Genomic DNA, 2,935 nt, shown 5'->3' with positions numbered 1-2,935 from the left:
CGTGCAGCTCTATGGCGAGGCCGGGGCCGCAGTCGGGCTCGGTGACCCGGCCGGTGTCGGCGGCGAGGGCGTCGACGAGGGCGACGAGCTGCTCCTCGGTGCAGTCGCTCTGGCCCGCGCCGCGCAGCGCCGCCATGGCCGCGTCGAGCGTGGCGCGCGAGCCCGTGCCGCCGGTCGACAGGACGGCGAGGACCACGGTGTGCACGGCGTCGCGGAGCATCGCGGAGAGCCGGGTGGTGGTGGGGTGGTCCAGGACATCGGGGTCGAAGAGGTCCTGGCAGGCGGCGCACCGGATGACGGGCCCGGCATCACCGCGCGGCACGAGGGGCACACCGAGCAGGACGAAGCGGCGCCGGCCGGTGAGCCGCTGGTAGTTGCGGTCGCCGCCGCAGGCGGGACAGAAGAACTCGCCGTCGCCGATGGCGTCCCAGGCGGTGTTCATCCCGATCAGACGCCTGCGCAGGGCCCGCCCCCGCGATACGGGCATGGCCAGGACGCGCGCTTTCCTGCCGTTTCGTTCCCGATCCAGCACCACGCACCTCCGTAACTCCCCCATGACCTGATGGACATGAAGGTGCCCCGACCGACTCCATTGCCGCGTTGGCGTGATGTTAGCCACATTGATGATGTGGCGTCAGCACCTCGTACACGAGAGCGAGGGCGACGTGGCCGGGAGACGACGCCGCCCCGCCCGCTGAGCTGCGGACGGAGCGGCGTACGGGCGGAGAAATTCGGGGCGTGATCAGCGGGCCGCGCGGTTGACCGCGGAGACCACGGCCTTGAGCGAGGCGCGCGTGGTGTTGGCGTCGATGCCGATGCCCCACAGCACCTTGTCGCCGATCGCGCACTCGATGTACGAGGCGGCCTGCGCGGACGCGCCCTCGCTCATCGTGTGCTCCTGGTAGTCCAGCAGGCGTACGTCGATGCCCACACCCTGGAGCGCGTCGAAGAACGCGGAGATCGGTCCGTTGCCGGAGCCGGTCAGTACGGTGTCCGCGCCGTCCAGCGTGGCCTCGACGGTGAGGGTGTCGACGCCGTCGGTGTCGGTCGTCGTCTGGCCGTTCTTGACCTGAATCCGACCCCAGGGATTCGCGGGGTTCGGCAGGTACTCGTCCTGGAAGACGCTCCAGATCGCGCCGGGCGTGACCTCGCCGCCCTCGGCGTCGGTCTTGCTCTGGATGATCCGGGAGAACTCGATCTGCATACGGCGCGGCAGGTCCAGCTTGTGGTCGTTCTTCAGGACGTAGGCGATACCGCCCTTGCCGGACTGGGAGTTGACGCGGATGACGGCTTCGTAGGAGCGGCCGACGTCCTTGGGGTCGATGGGCAGGTACGGCACGGCCCACTCGACGTCGTCGATGGTCCTGCCGTCGGCCGCGGCCCTGGCCTCCAGCGCGTCGAAGCCCTTCTTGATGGCGTCCTGGTGGGAGCCGGAGAAGGCGGTGTAGACCAGGTCGCCCGCGTAGGGGTGGCGGGGGTGGACCTCCATCTGCGTGCAGTACTCGTACACCCGGCGGACCTCGTCGACGTCCGAGAAGTCGATCTGCGGGTCGACGCCCTGGCTGAAGAGGTTCATGCCCAGGGTGACCAGGTCCACGTTGCCGGTGCGCTCGCCCTGGCCGAACAGGCAGCCCTCGACGCGGTCGCCGCCGGCCATCACGGCCAGTTCGGCGGCGGCGACGGCGGTGCCCCGGTCGTTGTGCGGGTGGATGGAGAGGCAGACGAACTCGCGCCGGGACAGGTTGCGGGACATCCACTCGAAGCGGTCCGCGTGGGTGGAAGGCGTGGAGCGCTCGACCGTGGCGGGCAGGTTCAGGATGATCTCGCGCTCGGCGTCGGGCTGCCAGACGTCCATGACGCCCTCGCAGACCTCCAGGGCGAAGTCCAGCTCGGTGTCGGTGAAGATCTCGGGGCTGTACTGGTAACCGAAGGCGGTGCGGTCGTCGAGCAGCTTGTCGGCGTACTCCATGACCAGCCGGGTGCCGTCCACGGCGATCTGCTTCACGGCGTCGCGGGAGCCGCGGAAGACGACGTCGCGCCAGACGGGCGCGGTCGCGTTGTACAGGTGGACGGTGGCGCGCCGGGCGCCCTTCAGGGACTCCACCGTGCGCTCGATCAGCTCTTCGCGGGCCTGGGTCAGGACGGAGATCGTCACGTCCTCGGGGATCGCGTCCTCGTCCTCGATGATCGACCGCACGAAGTCGAAGTCCGTCTGCCCCGACGAGGGGAAGCCGACCTCGATCTCCTTGTAGCCCATGCGGACCAGCAGGTCGAACATGGCCCGCTTGCGCGCGGGGGACATCGGGTCGATCAGCGCCTGGTTGCCGTCGCGCAGGTCGGTGGAGAGCCAGCGGGGGGCGACGGTGATCCGCTTGTCCGGCCAGGTGCGGTCGGGGATGGCGACCTGCTCGTACTGGCCGTACTTGTGGATCGGCATGGACGTGGGGCGCTGGAAGTTCGGCATCTGCGGGGCTCCTCGGAAGTGTCCTGAAGGACGGCCGACGGTCTTAGCGCAACGCCGAACTCCGCGGGGAGGGGGTCGGCCTTGTCTACAGGCCCTCGCCGCGGCAGCTAAGGAGAAGCAGCCCGAATCGCATGATGCTCCGCAGCCTAGCCGAGCCGCGCTCTGTGCGCGGGCCCGTATCAGTATGCGGGACCACCGCTCGCGGACCTCGCAAAAGGTGGCATACCCCACACTGGCTCAAAGGGTGCCGTATCCCACTGGGGGCCACGGCCGGGACCGTATGCCTCTATTTCATCAATCATGGTGGCAGGTAGTGACAGCGGCATGACCCAGTGCCACATTGCCGCCATGACCGCCAACCCGACGGGCTTCGAGCCCGTCTTCTGCACGATCGTGCCGCCTCACGTCCTGGACACGCTCGCCCGGAGCCAGGACCCCGCGCTCGCCACGCCCGCCCGCCGCTCCCTGGAG

At 69.4% G+C, this 2,935-nt stretch carries 2 protein-coding genes and 1 pseudogene; 1 reads left to right on the top strand and 2 read right to left on the bottom strand.

The window, feature by feature from the left end:
* The coding region (locus tag AB8Z36_RS33510; protein WP_440582065.1) for a TerB family tellurite resistance protein at window positions 1–535 on the bottom strand (535 nt) is incomplete at its 3' end.
* A 207-nt stretch (window positions 536–742) separates the two neighbouring features.
* The gene (gene leuA / locus AB8Z36_RS33505) at window positions 743–2,464 is read right to left on the bottom strand and encodes a 2-isopropylmalate synthase (protein ID WP_369217156.1); all 1,722 of its coding nucleotides are present in this window, start codon (window positions 2,462–2,464) and stop codon (window positions 743–745) included.
* 348 nt (window positions 2,465–2,812) lie between these two features.
* Between leuA and AB8Z36_RS33500 the strand changes: the two are divergent.
* A pseudogene (locus tag AB8Z36_RS33500) lies at window positions 2,813–2,935 on the top strand (peptidase M4 family protein); the annotation flags it as partial.

Source organism: Streptomyces flavofungini, assembly GCF_041028215.1.
Taxonomy (GTDB): Bacteria; Actinomycetota; Actinomycetes; order Streptomycetales; family Streptomycetaceae; genus Streptomyces; species Streptomyces flavofungini_B.
Note: the sequence above shows the minus strand (reverse complement) of the source record. Positions and strands in the feature narration are given on the sequence as shown.

Excerpts from the sequence above, each read along its gene's own strand:
- leuA (WP_369217156.1), bottom strand. The coding sequence starts at position 2,464 with ATGCCGAACTTCCAGCGCCCCACGTCCATGCCGATCCACAAGTACGGC.